Raw genomic sequence first — 17,934 nt, 5'->3', positions numbered from 1 at the left:
TACTATTTAACGGTTGGAAGCTTGAACGATACGATGCGTATCCCGAGCAATAACCAATTCTTCATTGGTAGGGATCACGAGTACCTCAACCTTCGAGTTCGCCGCGGAAATACGGCGCGGCTCGCCGGATCGAATGCTGTTCAGCTCCTCATCCAATTCTACTCCGAGATAGGTAAGCTGCTCAAGCACTCTTTGACGAAGAACGATCGAATTCTCGCCGACGCCCGCCGTAAATACGATGACATCCACGCCATTCATGGCGGCAGCATAAGAACCGATGTATTTACGGACACGATACTCGTACATTTCAAAAGCTAATGTGGAGTTCGGATCGCCTTTTTCCATGCCTTCCGTGATCTCGCGCATATCGCTGCTGATTCCGGAAATCGCCAGCAAGCCGCTGTGCTTGTTCAGCATGGAGTTCACTTCGTTGACGGTCAGCTCTTCCTTGTTCATGACAAACGGCACGATCGCAGGATCCAAATCACCGCTGCGCGTACCCATCATGAGCCCTTCCAGCGGCGTCATGCCCATGGAGGTATCGATGGACTTGCCGCCTTTTACCGCTGTGAGGGAAGCCCCGTTGCCGATATGGCAGGTAATGATCTTCAGATCCTCCAGCGGACGGTTCAGGAATTCTGCCGCTGCCTGGCTGACATAGGCATGGGAAGTACCGTGCGCACCGTAACGACGTACTTTATACTTATTATAAAGTACTCTCGGAATAGCGTACAGGTACGATTTCTCTGGCATGGTCTGATGGAACGCCGTATCAAACACAACGACCTGCGGAACGCCAGGCATATTGGTTTCTGCGGCTTTGATCCCCATCATCGAGGCCGGATTGTGAAGCGGAGCCAGATCGAACAAGCGGCGGATTTCCGCTTTGGCGTCACTGTCTACGAGAGCGGACTCTTTAAAAGATTCCCCGCCATGCACCACGCGATGCCCTACGGCCTGAATGCTTTCGATGGAATCGATCACGCCGTGCTCCTCGTTTGTCAGCATGCCAAGCACTTTGCGGATCGCGGTAGTATGCTCCAGAATTTCGCTGACTTCGGTTACGTCCTGTTTTCCTGTCGGCTTATGCGTCAGAATCGAGGAATCCATGCCGATCCGTTCAACCAATCCTTTTGCCAGCACGGATTCATCCGTCATATCGTACAGTTGATACTTCAGCGAAGAACTGCCTGCATTAATTACGAGAATATTCATACCCGGTCACCATCCTTGTCGTACTTGAAAAAGCCTTCTCCGGTTTTAACGCCCAGTTGTCCTGCGCGAACCAATTTCTTCAAGACAATCGATGGACGGTATTTCAGTTCGCCGTACTCGCGGAACATGCGCTCCAGCGCGGCGAGAATGGAATCCAGGCCGAAACGGTCGGCCATCTCCAGCGGTCCGTGCTGGAAGTTATATCCGATTCTCATGGCGTCGTCGATATCTTCCGCGGAGGCTACGCCTTCTTGCAGGAGATGCATCGCTTCGTTGATCATGAGCGTGATCATGCGGGTGGTGACGAAACCTGGAGATTCATAGACCATGATGCCCTTTTTATCCGAAACTTCCTCTACAAAGCGTTTGGTTTCGTTAAACGTATGATCTGAAGTCTTCAGGCCGCGAATGATTTCAACGAGGTCGACCTTGGAAACGGGATGTATGAAGTGCATGCCAATAACACGCTCAGGATATTTGGTGGAGCTGGCGAGCTCCGTCAAACTAAGCGTGGATGTATTACTTGCTAATATTACGTGGCTTGGACAAACTTGATCCAGCTGTGTAAATACTTCTTTCTTTGCATCCAAGTCCTCTATGATCGTCTCAATTACCATATCGCAGGTGCTAAGCTCCGCAAAATGAGTTACTTTTTGAATCCGGTTCAGGATCAGTTTCTTCTCTGCCTGGGTAATTCCCCATTTCTCCAGTTGTTTATCTAGACTGGTCTCGATCATTCGGTATGAATAGTCCAGTTTCTCTGGAGTTTTCTCTACGAGCAGTACGTCAAGGCCCTTGGCTGCCAGCATCTCCGCAATGCCCTGCCCCATGGTCCCGCCGCCTACAACGCCGATTTTTTTGAAGTACATGGTTTCTACTCCACCCTTTCCTTATCTCTATACTTTAATTGTACCCCATTTGTCGAAAAATACATTTTAGAGCACAAAGTATAATAATATCTTAGCACGACAAAAAAGTAAAAAAAAATAACCAGCATAACAATTTATGCTGGTAAAAGCGCGTTTTCACGAAATTGACAACGAAATTGTTCTCCCGAGAGAATTTCTTCCTTCAACAGGATGTCAAGAGAATTGTCGAATATTGGCCGTTTCTGCTCCAAAAGAGTTTTGGTGCGATTCATCAGCTCTTCCAATATCACATTGTTCTCTTTCATCAGCTCTTCGGTAGTAACCATGTTCATGTTAACGATACCCAGCGACGTCAGACCCGACTTCATCATCGTCTCCACGATGTTCAGCGATTGCTCGAAGTCATTGCTGGAGCCCGTGCTTCGGCCCCCGTAATAGATCTCTTCGGCGGCCGCGCCGCCAAGAGCGATCATAATCTGCTCTTCCAGGAAGGTTTTTGTGTACAAATACTGTTCCTGCTGCGGATTATGGCGAACATAACCAAGCGCCTTGCCGCGCGGGCTGAGCGCGACTTGCTTCACGCTGCCTGGGCGCACCAGCTCTGCCATGATAGCATGTCCCAATTCGTGGATGGCAACACGCTTTTTCTCCTCCAAATTCGATTCACGATCGGAACGCTCGCCCATCATGACCTTGTCAATCGCCATGGACAGATGACGCTGATGGATAAATTGTTCGTTCTCGCGCATCGTATAGATGGCGGCTTCGTTCATGACGCTCTCCAGCTGTGCACCCGAGAAGCCGTAGGCTTCCTCTGCTATTTTCTCCAGGTCGACATCTTGATGCAGCGGCTTATTGCCCGCATGCAGGTTCAAGATATGCGTCCGGCCCTTCTTATCAGGCAGATCCACTTGAATATGGCGGTCGAATCGTCCTGGACGCAGCAGCGCGCTGTCCAGCATTTCTTTACGGTTCGTTGCGGCGATCACCAGAATGCGAGGCGTGTCCTGCGAATAGATGCCGTCCATTTCGGTCAGCAGCTGATTCAGCGTCTGGTCGTACTCTCGCTGTTGGCCGCCTTCGCGTTTACCGCCGATGACGTCGATCTCATCGATGAAGATGATGGCATTTTGCTTGTTTTCTTTGGCCGCGCGGTTGCGGGCATCCTTGAACAAATCCCGGATACGCCCTGCACCGACGCCGACATACATCTCCACGAATTCACTGCCGGAAGCAGCGACAAATATAGAATCGGTATAATGGGCAGCGGCCTTGGCCATCAAGGTCTTCCCTGTTCCCGGAGGCCCTGTGAGAAGAATCCCCTTCAATGGACGTATGCCGAATTTCTTGATGTCTTCGTGACGAATCAGAAAATCCAATGCTTCCCGCAGCTCCTGCTTAGCGTTATCCTGCCCGCCGATTTCCTCGAACGTCAGCTTGGCCGGCCCGCTCTTCTTCCGCTTTCGCTCATTTCCGGCACCAACCGCGATGCCGCCCTTCATCTTGGCTATAAACAGCAAGCCGCCTACGAGTCCTGCAGCTATTAAGAGAGGCACGATGTTCACGCCGACAAACACAAGGAATACCAACAAAACCGGAATGAAGCCTAACATGATTTCTTTAGCTAATTTAGGCATGATTCCACACCTCCATTTTGCCAGGTTGACGCGGCAAGATTATAAATTTACCAGACTTGCCGTCCGACAAGCTGACATAGACATTGGTGTCATCGATCGTTGCTTTTGCTTTCAAATTCGGCGACTGGGCAGCCAACTGCTCGAGCGATGATTGAATATCGGTATACTGCTTATTGTCCATCGCTTCGGCAACCGACAGCATCGCTTGCTCCCACCATTGATCCAATGCTTCGGAGGAATGATCCTCTACCTGGATTCTCAATTCCCGCTTGCCGATCACGGACTTGCCTTCCTGCTTAATATGCTGAACCAAACCTTGTAAATTCGCATCCGGAGCCAAATCAAGATTCAAAGTCACGGTATCCTGTTTAATATCTATATGAGAACTTTTCACGCCATCGTATTGTGACACAACAGTTGCGAGCGGATTCTGCAAAGCCATCTGCCGATACAGAAACCAACCGCCAAAGAGGACCGATGCTGAGATCACGACAGTCAGCATGATAGGTACAATGCGCAGTTTCATGTAGTTCCTCCTTCAATTTCGATATGAAATTTTGTATAGCAATTGCAGCACAATAATACATATAACAACGATATATAGTGACGCATGTAATTGATCTGCTCAATTCGTACAAGTACGAGTATATCACATCTTATATACTTTTTCATGCTTGTCTGTGAAAATATTTAGAACAGTTTTACCAATTTATTTCTGTATGCGCTTACATATTTATATGCCAAAGAGGCATCCCTTTAAGGGGACGCCTTTTCATTTGTTTTCTTATTGATTAGGAAGAATAATATCATTTCCGATGGCGTTTCCGTCTTGAAAACGATAGAATCTGTAACCGCGCTGACCATTGTTTTCATATTGCAGCTGCCAGGCATACTCGCCTTCATACATTCCCGGCAGCAATCGCTTGATGACCGCACCCGGCATTTCGTTACGGATCTGGTCCCGCATCACGGCCTCTGACATGCCCGTATTCAATAACACGGACTGAACGGCATCTGCCCCTTCAACAGGAACGTTATCGTCCGTAAACTTCACCCAGACCATGCGGTCTTGATTGTCCTTATCTTTCCCGCTGACCACCCAATAGTTATTGTCCTCGCCCCATACCGATTTATAGGTCTTGTCGGACGAGACCAATTGGCCATGCTGTTTCGCTGCAAGGATCGCCATTCTTTCTTCATTCCACGTATCTTTCATAACATAGGAATAATAGAGCTGTAGGCCAAGCAATAGTAGCAGGACGCCGGACACGCTCAGCAGTATCCACTTCGTTTTTTTCTTCAAATCCGTCTTCCTCGCTCCCCTTGATTATTCCCTAGAGGGTTGTAAGACGCTCAAATGCACGCTGCGCTTCCCGGCGGATGCGTTCCTCGTCGAGAGTAAGGCTCGCGCCATTCTTCACCACCTGCTTGCCGTCAACCCATACATGCTCTACATCCTTCGCGCTGGCAGAGTAGATCGCGTGAGAAATATAGTCGGTCCGCGGAAGGAAATGCGCCTGATCCGTATTCAATGCGATCATATCGGCTTTCATCCCTACCTCGAGCGTACCGATATCCTCAAGGAAAGCGGACTTGGCTCCGTACTCCGTACCCATTCGAAGCGCTTCGGAGGCCGGAATGGCCGTCGGATCCCCGCTTACTCCTTTATGGATCAGGGCAGCCAGCCGCATCTCTTCGAACATATCCAGGTTATTGTTGCTAGCAGGTCCGTCGGTTCCGAGCGACACCGTTACGCCGGCTTTGAGCAGCGCAGGTACGCGGGCGACTCCGCTGGCAAGCTTCAAATTGCTTCCGGGATTATGCGATACGGCTACTTGATGCTTGGCCAAGACTTCGATTTCTTCATCGGTCAGATGAACGGCATGCGCAAGGAGCGTAGGACGGGAGAACATTCCCAGCTTCTCCAAATGGGCAACGGGGCGAAGCCCGTAGTCCTTAACATTCTGAGCCACTTCCGTTTCCGTTTCGGACATATGGGTATGCAAAGGCAGGTTCAAGTCATGGGATGCCTGAACGAATTTTTCGATGAAATCCGGCGGGCAGGTATAAGGCGCGTGCGGCGAGATCATCGTCGTAATTCTGCCGTCAGCCTTGCCATGCCAATCCTTCGCGAATGCCACCGCCTCATCCAGCTTCTGCTGCTGTACCTCGGGCGGGCATAAACCGATTACGCCGCGCGTCAGGACGCCGCGCATTCCCGAGTCCTGGACAACCTTCGCGACCTGATCCATATGGTCATACATATCCACAAACGTCGTGGTTCCGCCCTTGATCATCTCCAGCACGGAGAGCGATGTGCCCCAATATACGTCGTCTGACGTGAATTTGGCTTCCATCGGCCACATTTTTTCCTGAAGCCATACCTGCAGCGCCAGATCGTCCCCATAACCACGGAGAAGCGACATGGCGGCATGTCCATGCGTGTTCACCAATCCAGGCAGGAAGAACAGATGGGTTCCGTCGATAATCTCTGTTCCCTCTTCCACGACGGGCTCCTCTTCGCCCAGGTACGTGATCCGGTCGTTCTCGACCACCATATATCCGCGCAGCACGGATCGGTCTTCCTCCAGTACTGCAAACGTTCCGTTCTTAACCATCCACTTCGTTGTTGTCATGTGCTGCATCCTCCTTGCCGTTATCCAAATAATAGGCCAAACTTTGCAAATCCGTTGTAAAATCAGCCGTATGAATCCGGATATGGGCTGGGGCTTTCAGGATGGTTGGCGCAAAGTTCAGAATCGCCTCGATCCCTGAGGCGATAAGCTGATTCGCTACGTTCTGCGCTTCGAAATCCGGAACGGTAATAATCCCGATTCGAATGCCGTGCTCATGAACCGTCTTCTCCAGCTCTTCCATCGGCTGTACGACCAAATTGTTAATTTTCATACCAACTTTGGGAGAATACGAATCGAAAATCGCCACAATCTTCATATTATCCTTCAGGAATGCATTGTAATTCGATAATGCATGTCCAAGATTACCGGCCCCGACCAATGCGACATTGATCTTCTGGTCCAGCTTCAGAATCTGGCGAATCTTCTCGATCAGATAAGAAACATCATATCCGATCCCTTTCCGTCCAAAATCACCGAAATACGCCAGGTCCTTACGAATTTGAGCAGGATTGAGGTCCAGCTTCTGTCCCAATTCCTGGGAGGAAACCGTGGAAACCTCCCTCTTCTGAAGCTCATTCAAATAGCGCAAGTATACAGGTAATCTGCGGACCACGGCTTCCGAAATTTTTTCCGATTTCATGCATGCTCCCCCTAATAATAGGTTAATAACCACATCTTTTTTTGTTGATCGTGCTTGGTTTCACTTTATTCCGCTTGGTTTCCCGCGCTTGCCTCTTCCTGCAGCCATTCCGAAATTCGGGGAACGATCCCCTCTGTCGGCATGTGCTCCATCTTCGGCCCCGGCAAGGAATATAAGAAATACTTCCCGTAATAGGATTCAATGACCCGGGTATCGTACACGATCACGATCCCTTTATCTTGTGCTGTTCGCACCAGACGCCCAAACCCCTGTTTGAAACGAATGACCGCTTGCGGAACCGAAAGCTTCATGAAGGGATTCTTCTTCTGCTGCTGCAGCAGTTCGCTCTTGGCTTCGACCAAGGGGTGATTCGGCGGCTGGAACGGCAGCCGGACGATGGCAAGACAAGTCAGCGCCTCACCCGGAATGTCTACCCCTTCCCAGAAGGAGCTGGTGCCCAGCAGCACGGAAGCGCTGCTGTCCTGAAATCTTCGGATTAACTTGGTACGGCTGGTCCCGTCCATACCTTGTCCCAATACCGTGATGTCGCTTGATGCCAGCGCTTCTTTCAGCGGCTCGTGCACCTGGCGCAGCATCCGGTACGAAGTGAACAGGACGAGCATGCGGCCATGCGTAGCGACGGCCGTATCGGCCAAAGACTTCACGAGCGTATTCACAAAGAGTGCATCCCCGACCGATCCCTTCACGCTCGGAAAATCACGCGGCACGACAAGAAGGGCTTGTTCCCTGTAATTAAACGGGGACGGGAGCTGAACCGTGTTCAGGTTCCCCGCTTCAGCCGCTTCCTGAAGGCCCAGGTTCTCGATCATGAACTGAAACGATTTGTCCACCGACAAGGTCGCCGATGTCAGAATCACGCTTTGTTTCTTGTCAAAAAACAATTCCTTCAAATGAGCGCTCACGTCGACGGGCACGGCATACAACTGCAGCGATTTGCTGCGGAAATTGCCGTTCGCCTCCATCCAGTATACCGTGCCCTCATCGTTCAGGGCCATGAAGGAGCGCAGGTCTTCGCGATGCGCGGCCAGGTCCTTAAATAGGCCCGATAGGTCGGTTAACAGGCTGTCCGCGCTGTAGTCATCCAAATCTTCCTTCATTTCGGCGATCAGCTTATCGCCCTTGCGCACGACATCGCCCAGCGTCAGATGAATTTGATGCTCCAGTTCGGCCATCGAATCCCAATCCTTCGGCTTCTTCAGCGGGGACAGGCGGAGCGAGAATTGGCCGGCATCTCCCGGAGAAGCGTCTCCGCGTTCCGGAAGCAGTCCGAACAATTGATCGCTGAGCCGATCCCAATTCTCTTTTACGGTAATCAGGTCCGGATACAAACGGTCGATGACGGAAGACCATTCGACTGCCTTCTCGTGCGGCGAAGCTTGCAGCAGCTGGCGCAGAGCCGGGAGCTGCCCGCTTCGGCTGTCTTTGTACAAACGGGTCAAGGTATGGACCACCGAAAAATACTTCATCTGCAAGCCAAGATGCTTGCCGGCGACATCCTCAAGATGATGCGCTTCGTCGATGACGAGGCGCTCATAGCTTGGCAGCAGCTGATGATTCGCCTTCACGTCGGTGAACAGCTTCGAATGGTTCGTAATGACGACATCCGCGATGCCTGCTTCATGCTTGGCCCTGTGATAGTAGCATTTGCGGAACCAAGGACAGGCGCGTCCGAGGCAAGAATCCGAATCGCTGGAGATGGTCTCCCAGAAATCCCCTCCGCGTCCGCCAAGGTTTAGCTCTTCATCATCCCCGTTCTCCGTCTGGGTCAGCCAGACCAGCATCTGGGCCGCCGTGATTACGTCTTCCTTCGGGGAATGAAAATCTCTTCTATTTATTTTATGTTCAAATTTTCTCAAACACAAATAATGTCCCCTGCCCTTGAAAATGGCCGCCTTAAAAGGAAAAGGAACAACCTGGGTGAGCAGGGGAATATCCCGGTCACGCAGCTGTTCTTGAAGGTTGATCGTATGCGTGCTCACCATAACCTTCTGTTCCTGCTTCACGCTTTGATAGATCGACGGCAGCAAATATCCAAGGGATTTGCCGGTTCCCGTGCCCGCTTCGATCAATAGATGTTTATTGTCATCCAGCGCCTGCATCACTTCCTGGAACATCATGTCCTGGGCATCCCTGCTCTCGTAATGAGGCAGCGTTTCCTTCAGGCGTTCACGGACTTCGTTCATGTATTGCTCGAAGCTTACATCGGCCAAAGGATTGGGCTCCGTCTCATCTCTGACAGGTGCTATATCGTTCCAATCATCCACCGCCAAGGCAAACTGGCGGTAGTACGTATGGGTGTCCCCCGCTTGTACGGCTCGGTGCTCCCTGTCGGAACGAATGCCGTCAAAGAACCAGGCCAAGTCGCTGTCCTCGTCGGCAAACAGGTCGCTTAAACGCTGAATGGTGAGCAGCGGAAGCTCGTCGATCTCCTCCAAACATTTCAGCAGCGCATAGGCTGTGGCAAGCGCATCGCTGTCCGCCTGGTGCGGACGGTCATGCTCCAGGCCGAAATGAGAGGACACCATCCCGAGCTGGTAGGACGGGAGCGAGGGAAAGCATATTTTTAAGAAGTGCATCGTATCTAGAATACGGCCGCTGAACGGTAAATAGCCGCAGCGATCGAGCGCGTTTTGCAAAAAGTTAAAATCAAAAGCGACGTTATGTCCAACCAATACGACATCGTCGAGCATGGGCACAAGCTCCATCATCATTTCTTCCAATGACGGAGCATCCGCTACATCACTGTCGGAAATGCCGGTCAAACCGGTAATAAAAGGAGGGATCGGAATCCCGGGATTGACATAGGTGCCGTATACGCGGGATATGCTTCGATCCTCTTCGATGATGGCCAGTCCAACCTGAATGATTTCATCTGCAGACTGGTTGCCCGTGGTTTCAAAATCCAATACGGCAAATTTCATTTCGATAAAATCCCTTTCCTCCAGACTAATTAACAGCATACCAGAAGTTGCGGGTTTTGAACATTCCGGGTAAAAAATCCCCTGGCTTTCTGTACCGCTCCCGTACGCAAAAAGCGATGCCAAAGTCTCAAGGGTGAGCTCTGGCATCGCTTCTTGTTGTGGCTTGATTTCTACAGCAAAGAGATCAATTGGCTGCCGTACTGGAGCTCACCGCGATTCTGCTTGCAGACCTCCAGGTTGATCATGGGGTCGGGAAGCGTCGGATCGCTATGAATCGCCAGTGCAAAATGTTCCTCGGCCTTTGCTTGTTGGCCATTCAACACCTCGATGCATCCAAGCGCATTGTAGATCATCGCCCGAAGCTTTCTGTTGTCAGCCAGGGGCAGGATGGAGATCAGTACGTCGGATGCTTGGGCGGTTTGCCCCAAATACAGATGGGACATGGCAATGTACAACTTGATCAGAAGGCTGTCCGGAAATACCGCGGCGGCTGCCTCAAACTGCTGTATGGCCGGCTGGAACATCAACAGCTTGTAGTAACCTTGACCGCGAACGAACGCATCCAGCTGCAATTCAGGCGCTTCGGTCGGCGGAAAAACCGGAGGTGACGCTGCACTCTCGCGGAAGATGGCCATTTTTTCTTCAAAATGCAGCCACTCCTCGATAATGCCCTCGCTCATGCTTTTGAGCATGTTCCAGTTTTGTACCAGCGCCTGTTTTTGGGGACCTTGAGCAGAAGGGTAATGCTTCACAATTTCATCTAACATGTTGTTCATTTCGGCGAATACATGTTGAAACATAGCTGCATCCCACCCTTAGCGGAAAAATGAGATCAGTGCGTCGACCTGAACTCATTTTCTGTAGAAGACGGTCTTTTCATCCCTTTAAGGTCCCGACACATTTTGGTTCTTCAGAGAATGGCGGCGTGAACTTCGCGATACTCCGTCGTAACCGGCTTATTCGATTCGTCGACGATCACGACCGTCGGGGTGTGATGGTCGTATTCCTCTTTGGACATCATGGCATAAGAAATGATAATGACGTTGTCGCCGGGCTGTACAAGACGTGCGGCTGCTCCGTTCAAGCAAATGACGCCGCTGCCGCGCTCGCCTTTGATCACGTACGTTTCCAGACGGGCGCCGTTGTTATTGTTCACGATTTGAACTTTTTCATTCTCCAGAAGGTCTGCAGCCTCCATTAGATCCTCATCAATGGTAATGCTGCCCACATAGTTCAGATTGGCTTCCGTCACCGTTGCGCGGTGGATTTTGGATTTCATCATCGTTCTAAACATGGGATCCCCCTACTTTTGGTTGAAGTAATGCATTGTCAATGAGACGGGTGCGGCCAAAACGCACGGCCAGCGCCATGATGACGGTTCTGTCTTCATCCACAATGCGGTATGAATCTTCCACGGGCGCAAGCTCCGGGAAGGTGAGCAATTCCGCGTAATCGATATCAGCGAGCGGAGAGCGGGATATATAATCCCGAAGATGAGCGCGGATCTCTCCTGCCGTCGTCGCTTGTCCCTGCCGGATTGCCTCCTGAGCCGTCCGCAGCGAGCCCGACAGCACAAGCGCCTGTTCCCGCTCTTCCGGCTTCAGATACACGTTGCGCGAGCTTAGGGCAAGGCCGTCGGATTCGCGAATGATCGGACATGGCACGATGGTCACATCCATATTCAAATCCCGTACCATTTGTTCTATGACGGCCACCTGCTGCGCATCCTTCATCCCGAAGAAGGCAAAATCAGGCTTTACGATATTGAACAATTTATTCACAACCGTGGTGACACCGTCAAAATGCCCGGGACGGGAGGCCCCGCACAACAATGACGTAATTTCCGCTACGGCAATTTTGGTTTTGGTCGGCTGAGGGTACATTTCCTCTACCGCAGGAATGAATACCACGTCCACCCCTTCGGATTCCGCCAACGCCAGGTCACGCGCTTCATCCCGAGGATAAGTTTCATAATCCTCGCCCGGTCCGAACTGAATCGGATTGACAAAGATACTGATGACCACCGTGCCTGACATTTCCCGCGCCTTCCGCATCAGGCTGGCGTGTCCTTCGTGCAAATATCCCATCGTAGGCACGAGGCCTACCGGGCCTCTGCCGGACCCCAGCCGGTCCCGAAGCTCAGATCTTAAATCCGCAATGCTGCGAATCACTTTCATGATGTCGTGCCCACCTTTTCCTTTTGGCTTCCATATAATGCCGTTGTCGTTTCGGAACCGGCATTGTTCTCCGTCTTGAACACATGCTCCTCGGCCGGGAATGCGCGGTCCTTCACTTCCTTCACATACTGCGTGATACCCTCGCGGATAACGGAACCGACATCGGCGTAAGTTTTCACGAAGCGTTTGTCCCGATAAGGGGACGCGTATTTCAATATATCATGGAATACCAGCACCTGGCCGTCACAATAACGACCGGCGCCGATGCCAATGGTCGGGATGCTCAGCGCTTTGGATATGTCAGCAGCCGCTTCTTCCGTAACCAGCTCCAACACGATAGCAAATGCGCCGGCCGCTTCAAGCGCCTTGGCATCGTTCATGAGCCGCTGCGCATCTTGGGCATCCTTGCCTTGAATCCGGTAGCCGCCGATCTGGTTTACCGACTGAGGCGTCAGCCCGATATGGCCCAGCACCGGGACCCCGGATTGTACGATCCGTTTTACGGTATCGGCGATTTCTTCGCCGCCCTCCATTTTCACGGCATGCGCATGACCTTCCTGCATCAATCGCCGCACGCCGCGCAAGCTTTCATCGATGCCTCCATGATAAGTCATGAACGGCATATCCGCTACGATGAACGTATCCTCGGCTCCGCGAGCGACAGCGCGCGTATGGTACACCATGTCGTCCAGCGTAACGGGAATCGTGGAGTTATAACCCAGCACGACGTTGCCGAGGGAATCTCCCACCAGTATCATATCAATATCCGCTTCTTCCGCCAGCTTGGCGGAAGGATAATCGTACGCGGTCAGCATCGTGATCGGTACGCCCTTCTTCTTCATGTTCTTCAGTTTCACGATGTTCAGTGGTTGTTTGCCTGCCATTGTGACACAGCCTCCCTGTGTGATGTAGTTAGACACAATAAAAAAAACCTTTTAGCACGTACTTGCTAAAAAGTCCGAAAGGCAAAAAAGAGTCACTCGCGATCGTCCCTTCTGTCTCGGTCCTTTCGGCTCAGAGCAGAATCCAACGTAACCGGCATAACAGTTATGAAGGTGTTCTAAATCATAATTCCCACTTGCTGCAGAGTGCAATTCGCTCATGGCGATACCGCCTCTATAGTTGTAGTATATCAAATTCCAGCTCCGATTTCACCATGTTTCATTTACCTGGTATTAAAAAGAATATCGCCCGAATACACGGGAACGAGTTCACCATGCTGGTTGCGGACCAGCAGAGCGCCGTCCTGGTTGAGTCCCGTCGCAATCCCGCTAAAACGGTCACGGGCCGTCTGTACTTGAACCTCGCGGCCCACCGTTCCGGATAAAGCTTCCCAGAGCGAGGCTACGGGCTCGAAGCCCTGCTCGTTGTACAATTCGTATAAAACCTCCATCTCCGACATGATGGACTGGATCAGCGATGTCCGGTTGACGGTTTTCCCGCCGGCGATCCGAATCGACGTCGCAACGTTCCGCAATTCCTCCGGAAAATCCGCTTCTTTCAGATTCGCGCTGATTCCGATGCCAGCAATGCAGTAACGTACTCTTTCATCTTCGGTTGCAGACTCCAGCAGAATGCCGCAAACCTTTTTGCCCTGATACAGAATATCGTTCGGCCATTTGATGTCGGTTTGCACGCCGGCGGATTTAGCGATGGCGCGGCATACCGCCACGCCTGTCAATAAGGTAAGCTGCTGGGTTAGATGCAGCGGCTGCTTCGGCCTGAGCACCAGGCTCATCCATATGCCTTTGCCTCTCGGGGAATGAAATTTCCTTCCCATTCTGCCCCGGCCGCCCGTCTGCTCTTCCGAGATGACAAGCGTGCCTTCGGCTGCCCCTTCTTCCGCCAACTGCCGGGCATCCTCCTGAGTTGACGTCGTTTTGTCCAGCAGCTTGATCGATTTGCCGAAGTACCGACTGGTCATGCCCGCTGTCAGTTGATCCCCGCTCAGTCGGTCCGGCTCGTCCAACATGCGGTAGCCAAGCCGCGGAACGGCCTCGAAATCATACCCTGCATTCCGAAGCTTATTGATCTGCTTCCATACGGCCGTCCGGCTGATGGACAATTTTCGGCTAATCTCTTCCCCGGACAGAAACTGACCGGCATTCTCCTGGAACATTTTCAGAAGTGCGTTGTCTTGATCATGATCCTTCATTATGAATTACCACCCGCTTTGCTTCTTCAATCAACGATTCCTTATCGTTGTTAATCAAACCTGCCGCCGCTTTCCCCAGCAGCAGCCCGAGAAGTTCCCCAAGCCACGGGCCTCCGCGTCTGCCCAGCGTCTCAAGCAATTCGCTGCCGGTGATGGCCAAATCCTTCAAGCTGCGGATCCGGAGATCCTGCAGCCACACGTCAAGCTGCCGGATGAAGGTCAGCGGAGCAGAAGACGCTCCCGCGTGATGCAAAGCCGTTTGCATTTCCAGCCATCCTTGGGCTGCCTCGACACCGTAGGCAAGGACTAGGCTGATCCACTTAAGCCTGCTGCTTTCGGCATCGCCCGCATTCGGTTGCTGCAGATAGGATTCATGCAGCGAGAGCATTTTCACGATGGATTCCCGCTGCTTATTGGAGAAAGTCCATGACCGCAGCAGCTCCTCTGCTTGCTGAGCTGTAGTGCCGCATGCGAGCAGGAGCAAGGACCAACGGATCGTCGCATGGTCCGGTTCAATCCGCTCCATGGCTTCGATCGTCTTCCTATCATGCGTGGTATAGGGAAAGGGCGCTTTCATCCGGGAATGCAGTCCGCTCCGGACAAACATCTCCAATCCGCGCAGCGGGGACGGCCCAGCCAGAATTTTCTCGAATTCGCTGCGGATGCGTTCCATCGCAATCCAGCCTAAGGTGTCTCTCTCCGAGAGGATCCCTCTCCATGTACGGAGTGCGATGGAGAAACCGAACACGGAGGCAAAACGGATGCAGCGCACCATGCGCAGGGCGTCTTCGCGAAAACGAAGACGGGCTTCGCCCACGCAGCGAATCACCTTTCGGTCAATATCCTCTCGTCCGCCGAACGGGTCAACCCAGGAACCGTCAATTCCTCTGGCCATTGCGTTCATGGTGAAGTCGCGCCGCCTCAAATCTTCCTTCACTTCCCCGACGAAAGCGACCTCCGTCGGATGACGATGGTCCTCATAACCGCTCTCCACCCGATATGTCGTCACTTCAAAAGACTGGCCTTCCATCAGCACCGTCACGGTTCCGTGCTTGATTCCTGTTGGAATTACTTTGGGGAAGACGGAACAGGTGACTTCCGGCAAGGCGGAGGTGGTAATATCCATGTCGCTGACCCTGCGCCCCATGTATTCATCACGGACACAGCCTCCGACCCAATACGCTTCATGTCCATGCCGAAGCAGAGTGCGGATCACATCCGCACTCCGCTCGGCCATGTCGGGGTCCGCGTTGCGCCATCGAATCGAATTATACATATCTGCCATAGTTTCCCGTTCCTTTTATCCGAAAAACAACGAGAGGGTCGAGCTTAGCCGCAAACCGGCTTCAGCTCGCTAACCTCCCGTCCCAATACTCGGTAATAGATTTCCTCGTACTTGCCCCGTATCAATTCATTGCAGAACATCGTTTTGGAACGCTGCAGGCATGCCTTGCGCAGCCGTTCGCTAAGGGCTTCATCCTTACATATTTCAAGCACGTGCTGAGCCATCGAATGCGTGTCTCCGATTGGAGCCAGATACCCGGTTTCCCCATGGGTAACCAGCTCGGGAATGCCGCCTGCCGTGGATCCGACCGTTGGCACTCCGCACGCCATTGCTTCCAGGGCGACCAGGCCAAAGCTTTCTTTCTCGGATGGGAGCAGAAGCACGTCCGCCATCGAGATCACATGGGCAATCTCGTCTTGTTTGCCGAGAAAATGCACCTTGCTGCCAAGCCCCAGCTCATTGATCCGGCATTGAATCTTCGGAAGCTCTGGCCCTTCCCCGACTAACAGCAGTTTCGCGGGTACCTGCTCCTGCACCTGGGCGAATATTTCCAATACGTCGCCTACCCGTTTCACGGGACGGAAGTTGGAAATATGCATCATGATTTTTTCGTTCGGATCGGCATAATCATTACGCAGCGATCTCGAATCCCGCGGATAATACACCCGCGGATCCACGAAATTATAGGTAAGGTCGATGTCGCGGCTTATATCCAGCAGCTCCCGCGTCTCACGAATAAGATCCTGTGAAACGGCGGTAACGGCATCACTTTCATTAATGGCAAGCCTGATCAAATCCTTCAGCGACTCGTCCTGCGCCAGCACCGTAATATCGGTTCCGTGGAGCGTCGTAACGACTTTCAGCTGATCTCCGACCATCTGCTTGGCCAAGAAGGCACATACGGCATGCGGCACGGCATAGTGCACATGAAGCACGTCAAGCTGCTGCATTTTTGCCACCTGAGCCATTTTGGTCGCCAGCGACAGGTCATATGGGGGATAACGAAACACATAATAGTCGTTTACTTCAACTTCATGATAAAAAATATTTTTATGGAAAGTTCCTAAACGGAACGGAATGCTGTGAGCGATAAAATGAACCTGGTGGCCTTGCTCCGCGAGGAGTTTGCCCAGCTCGGTCGCCACGACTCCTGACCCGCCGAGCGATGGGTAACAGGTAATGCCGATTTTTAATGGTTGCTGATTCATGTCAGGCCTCCTTTATGTACGCCTCTATATATTATGCCTGCTTGGGGCCGAATAGATGAACAACATACGGACTTTTACAAGCAAAGCCCTCTGCATAAGGAATAAGCCTGCGCGCTCCAAGCAGTGAATCCCTGGCCCGCACACGCTCGATGTACCCCTCGGTCAACGGGGTTGAGACTGCATCTTCTTCAGCCTTCTCGAACTGGGAACGGTAACAAGACAAGGCCTGCTCCTTAACGCCGTAATGCTCCGTAACGTCAACGACCAAATCCGTTCTTCCGATATCGTTTATGAAATAAAAATAAAGCTCGTCCACCTTAACCGGCGGCTGCTCGGGCATGTATCGGCGAAGCTTGGCATTGAATACCGCTTCCTCAACCAACCGGCTGCACGCAACATGGTCCGGATGGCGATCCTCCCAGTAGGGAGCAAATACAATAGAAGGAGAAAACTTGCGAATCTCGGCCGTGACCCTTTCAATATGCTCCGGCGTCACGAACAAACCGCGATCCGGCAGCCCCAGATTCGTTCGGACCTTGAGATCCAAAATACCGGCAGCTTGCTCTGCCTCCTGCTTGCGAAGATCGACGGTGCCGTTCGACGACATTTCTGCCTGCGTGAGATCGCAGATCCCGACCGACAGCCCAGCTGCCGTATGCTTTGCAATCGTTCCTGCCATTCCGATCTCGGCATCGTCTGCATGTGCTCCGAAGATTAATATGTCCAGTTTGGTGTTCATCAGCTATCCACACCCGGTTTATATTTATGAACGAGTTCGCGCCATGCAAAATCGCCGCGGTCCAGCGCCTTGACGAGAATCTCAGCCGTCGCCACATTGGTAGCAAGCGGTATTCCCTGCACGTCGCACAAACGGAGGAGTGCATTGATGTCCGGTTCATGAGGCTGTGCCATCAACGGATCCCGAAGAAAAATAATCAGGTCCATCTCATTATCCGCCACAAGAGCTCCGATCTGCTGATCGCCGCCCAGGGGTCCCGAGGCAAAACGGTGAATGCTGAGTTTGGTTTGCTCCATAATCCGGGTTCCCGTCGTTCCAGTCGAGTATAATTTATGATCTTCGAATACATTTTCATAAGCGATAACGAAATTGACCATTTCCTCTTTTTTGCGGTCATGCGCGATAAATGCAATATTCATAGTAATTTCTCC

At 52.1% G+C, this 17,934-nt stretch carries 17 protein-coding genes; all 17 read right to left on the bottom strand.

Annotated elements, in window-relative coordinates:
• Positions 1 to 6: 6 nt before the first annotated feature.
• On the bottom strand, positions 7 to 1,215 hold the full coding sequence (locus MHH82_RS11655; protein WP_015734567.1) for an acetate/propionate family kinase: 1,209 nt from the start codon (positions 1,213 to 1,215) through the stop codon (positions 7 to 9).
• Entirely contained in the window at positions 1,212 to 2,084 is an 873-nt protein-coding gene (locus MHH82_RS11650; RefSeq protein WP_036665598.1) for a 3-hydroxyacyl-CoA dehydrogenase family protein, read from the bottom strand. The genes MHH82_RS11655 and MHH82_RS11650 overlap by 4 nt, the downstream gene beginning before the upstream one ends.
• Before the next feature lie 134 nt (positions 2,085 to 2,218).
• The gene (locus tag MHH82_RS11645; RefSeq protein ID WP_015734565.1) at positions 2,219 to 3,721 is read right to left on the bottom strand and encodes an AAA family ATPase; all 1,503 of its coding nucleotides are present in this window, start codon (positions 3,719 to 3,721) and stop codon (positions 2,219 to 2,221) included.
• Positions 3,714 to 4,247 (bottom strand): hypothetical protein, encoded by a 534-nt coding sequence (locus tag MHH82_RS11640; RefSeq protein WP_009595224.1) that lies wholly within the window; start codon positions 4,245 to 4,247, stop codon positions 3,714 to 3,716. The genes MHH82_RS11645 and MHH82_RS11640 overlap by 8 nt, the downstream gene beginning before the upstream one ends.
• A gap of 258 nt (positions 4,248 to 4,505) precedes the next feature.
• A complete protein-coding gene (locus MHH82_RS11635; RefSeq protein WP_009595138.1) occupies positions 4,506 to 5,024 on the bottom strand; it encodes a cell wall elongation regulator TseB-like domain-containing protein in 519 nt (172 codons plus the stop codon).
• 31 nt (positions 5,025 to 5,055) lie between these two features.
• Positions 5,056 to 6,357, bottom strand: coding sequence for an amidohydrolase (locus MHH82_RS11630; protein ID WP_009595105.1), 1,302 nt, complete (start codon positions 6,355 to 6,357; stop codon positions 5,056 to 5,058).
• Entirely contained in the window at positions 6,332 to 6,997 is a 666-nt protein-coding gene (locus MHH82_RS11625; RefSeq protein ID WP_009595150.1) for a redox-sensing transcriptional repressor Rex, read from the bottom strand. Before MHH82_RS11625 ends, MHH82_RS11630 begins: the two co-directional genes overlap by 26 nt.
• A 65-nt stretch (positions 6,998 to 7,062) precedes the next feature.
• Positions 7,063 to 9,939, bottom strand: coding sequence for an ATP-dependent DNA helicase DinG (gene dinG / locus MHH82_RS11620; protein ID WP_340965734.1), 2,877 nt, complete (start codon positions 9,937 to 9,939; stop codon positions 7,063 to 7,065).
• A gap of 170 nt (positions 9,940 to 10,109) precedes the next feature.
• Entirely contained in the window at positions 10,110 to 10,739 is a 630-nt protein-coding gene (locus tag MHH82_RS11615) for a hypothetical protein (protein ID WP_009595155.1), read from the bottom strand.
• A gap of 110 nt (positions 10,740 to 10,849) precedes the next feature.
• Positions 10,850 to 11,233, bottom strand: coding sequence for an aspartate 1-decarboxylase (gene panD / locus MHH82_RS11610; RefSeq protein WP_015734561.1), 384 nt, complete (start codon positions 11,231 to 11,233; stop codon positions 10,850 to 10,852).
• On the bottom strand, positions 11,226 to 12,116 hold the full coding sequence (gene panC / locus MHH82_RS11605) for a pantoate--beta-alanine ligase (RefSeq protein WP_340965731.1): 891 nt from the start codon (positions 12,114 to 12,116) through the stop codon (positions 11,226 to 11,228). The genes panD and panC overlap by 8 nt, the downstream gene beginning before the upstream one ends.
• A complete protein-coding gene (gene panB, locus MHH82_RS11600) occupies positions 12,113 to 13,000 on the bottom strand; it encodes a 3-methyl-2-oxobutanoate hydroxymethyltransferase (protein WP_015734559.1) in 888 nt (295 codons plus the stop codon). Before panB ends, panC begins: the two co-directional genes overlap by 4 nt.
• A 281-nt stretch (positions 13,001 to 13,281) precedes the next feature.
• The gene (locus MHH82_RS11595; protein ID WP_015734558.1) at positions 13,282 to 14,271 is read right to left on the bottom strand and encodes a biotin--[acetyl-CoA-carboxylase] ligase; all 990 of its coding nucleotides are present in this window, start codon (positions 14,269 to 14,271) and stop codon (positions 13,282 to 13,284) included.
• Positions 14,258 to 15,556, bottom strand: coding sequence for a CCA tRNA nucleotidyltransferase (locus MHH82_RS11590; RefSeq protein WP_340965728.1), 1,299 nt, complete (start codon positions 15,554 to 15,556; stop codon positions 14,258 to 14,260). The genes MHH82_RS11595 and MHH82_RS11590 overlap by 14 nt, the downstream gene beginning before the upstream one ends.
• A 44-nt stretch (positions 15,557 to 15,600) precedes the next feature.
• Entirely contained in the window at positions 15,601 to 16,764 is a 1,164-nt protein-coding gene (bshA, locus tag MHH82_RS11585; protein ID WP_015734556.1) for an N-acetyl-alpha-D-glucosaminyl L-malate synthase BshA, read from the bottom strand.
• A gap of 31 nt (positions 16,765 to 16,795) precedes the next feature.
• Positions 16,796 to 17,503, bottom strand: coding sequence for a bacillithiol biosynthesis deacetylase BshB1 (gene bshB1, locus MHH82_RS11580; RefSeq protein ID WP_036665612.1), 708 nt, complete (start codon positions 17,501 to 17,503; stop codon positions 16,796 to 16,798).
• A complete protein-coding gene (mgsA, locus tag MHH82_RS11575; RefSeq protein ID WP_015734554.1) occupies positions 17,503 to 17,922 on the bottom strand; it encodes a methylglyoxal synthase in 420 nt (139 codons plus the stop codon). Before mgsA ends, bshB1 begins: the two co-directional genes overlap by 1 nt.
• Positions 17,923 to 17,934: the final 12 nt, after the last annotated feature.

The organism is Bacillus sp. FSL K6-6540 (genome assembly GCF_038007545.1).
Note: the sequence above shows the minus strand (reverse complement) of the source record. Positions and strands in the feature narration are given on the sequence as shown.